The organism is Nostoc sp. UHCC 0252 (assembly GCF_034931145.1).
Classification (GTDB): Bacteria; Cyanobacteriota; Cyanobacteriia; order Cyanobacteriales; family Nostocaceae; genus Nostoc.
Genome location: NZ_JAYGHE010000184.1, coordinates 1 through 2,030, shown reverse-complemented (window position 1 = coordinate 2,030; position 2,030 = coordinate 1). Strand labels below are relative to the sequence as shown.

Below are 2,030 nucleotides of genomic sequence, written 5' to 3'. Positions count from 1 at the left end.
AAAGACCCGGAGGTGTTGAAATGGATAAGAACTTAACGATTTCAGGAGAAACATGAGTAATAGCAACCTTTCTGATATAGAAATAGAAATTTTACTATTGGGTAAATGGCGTTTTGATACGTTTTCAGAAAAAATCACTATTGAATTTAAAGATGATATGACTTATGAACAAACTAGGGTTCAAATATTGCTTTTCTCCAAGCCAAAGGAACTAATAACAGGTAATAAATTTACTGGGGTATGGTACGTCAGCAAAGAAAAATTGTATTTAAATGTTAAAAATATGCCAAAATCATTTTTTAATTTCCAGATACCATTAGCTTTTAAGATTTCTATTGCAGATATCATAGCTACTTTAGGCTCTGTGTTTATGCCAGAAATTTATGAAGTTATTACAATTAATACTTCGAAATTTGTCATAAAGGATAAAGAGCAATCAATTATAGGGACAAAAATAAATAAGAACCCAAGTTTTGGATTATAAAACTTGGTTGTGTTGCATAAAGTAAAACTAGAATTTTCTCGTTAAGTCTCTCAATATGGTTGTCAACCTTTTTTAGGTAGGCAGGAGCTACAGATGGACACCCCATTATCTACTTATTAGGAGTCAAAACCACAAAACAATCTTGAAGTACAGCCATGATCAAGAAGCGATCGCTTAATACTTGCATCTGTGCAACAGATTATGCTAGGGCATCTACCCGAAAAAGATATTTATGTCCAATTAATAAATTCTTACAATTTGGGACTCGTATTTTCCATCGATTTGGTGTACCTTGTTAATTCTGTGCAATTATTAATACCTAACTTCTTGCAACTTTACTCAGACAAATTTTAAGCCAATGCCTTCAAGGGAACAGCCAATGAAAACTTCTAATGATACAGATACTAAGAAGATCATCAAAAAATCCGACAAGCTTACTCTGAAACAGATGAAGTTGATCGAAGAAGCAGAAGACCAACTTCTTGAAGCTAATACTGACAATTCTACTGCCCCTGTGGTTGAGCTTGAGGAGAAATCAGTAGTCGCTCCTGAATCAAGAGTTCCTGATTATATTCCGCACCTTGACAATCCTCCAGTACAGTCTATTGGCAACTCTGGCTGGCAAGTGTCTGATGTCTGGCGGGATATTCGAGTAGATGATTTTTGTAATTAAAGCAGACAATTTGTATTCCCAGACGGTTTTGCATCAAGGCGGTTGCAGTTATCCATGATCCGAATCTTAGAAATTGAGGGACAGGAACCGCTTCAGGGAGAAAAGTTTTCCCAAATGCAATATTGGCAGCAATACCTCTGCCTCTGTCTCTTCGCTGAACCAATATTATGGCAACCGCCTGAGCAACTTTTGTAAACTATCTTTGCACTCAGTCAAAGTTATAGTTGCATTGTGCCTATAATAAGTTACGGCTAACTATAACTGGAAGTTAGCACCCTGTAAATGGTTATCGCTTGGATTACACATCAAAGACGATACCAAAGACAAACAAAATTCATCGGCAACGCAATAGTTTTTATTCCGTTGCCAACATGCACCCTCCGCGATCGCATGTTGGTGAAAGTGTTGTATATCAAGGGAAGTAGTTTTTATCGTAGATTATATCGGATAAAAGATAAGGGTTACTTATTTTGTATTCAACGTGGTATATTATCTGTCACTGAAAGCATAAGATGAGCAAGTTGCTCGCTTTATGGTTTCAAAGCAGGTTGCTCAATTTATCCTTACAAAAGTAGAGACAGTGAACTCAAACAGAAAGTAGCTCTGTTGCTCGATTTCGGTTTTCATAGCAGCTATACCTAAGCAAAGTTTTAATGCTGGGCATGAATATGTTTGCTCACATTAGGGTTACAAAACAGAACCTTTGCTCATGTTATGCTTTCAAAACATGTTTTCGATAAATAATTTCCGACGTAGTATAAAGGCTTTGGGCTACGTAATTGCTCAACTTATGCTTTCAAAGTTGCTCATTTTATCCTTACAGTGACATTATCTTCAAGTCGGAAGTCGGAGGTCGGAAGTTGGAAGTCGGAA

At 36.6% G+C, this 2,030-nt stretch carries 3 protein-coding genes; all 3 read left to right on the top strand.

Going from position 1 to position 2,030, the window contains the following annotated elements:
• Nucleotides 1-52: 52 nt before the first annotated feature.
• The 3 genes from VB732_RS35905 (at nt 53) to VB732_RS35895 (ending at nt 1,352) form a co-directional block, all read left to right on the top strand.
• Entirely contained in the window at nt 53-484 is a 432-nt protein-coding gene (locus VB732_RS35905) for a hypothetical protein (protein WP_323235552.1), read from the top strand.
• Between the two features lie 379 nt (nt 485-863).
• Nucleotides 864-1,157, top strand: a complete 294-nt coding sequence (locus VB732_RS35900; protein ID WP_323235551.1) for a hypothetical protein — start codon at nt 864-866, stop codon at nt 1,155-1,157.
• A gap of 54 nt (nt 1,158-1,211) precedes the next feature.
• Nucleotides 1,212-1,352 (top strand): hypothetical protein, encoded by a 141-nt coding sequence (locus VB732_RS35895; RefSeq protein WP_323235550.1) that lies wholly within the window; start codon nt 1,212-1,214, stop codon nt 1,350-1,352.
• Nucleotides 1,353-2,030: the final 678 nt, after the last annotated feature.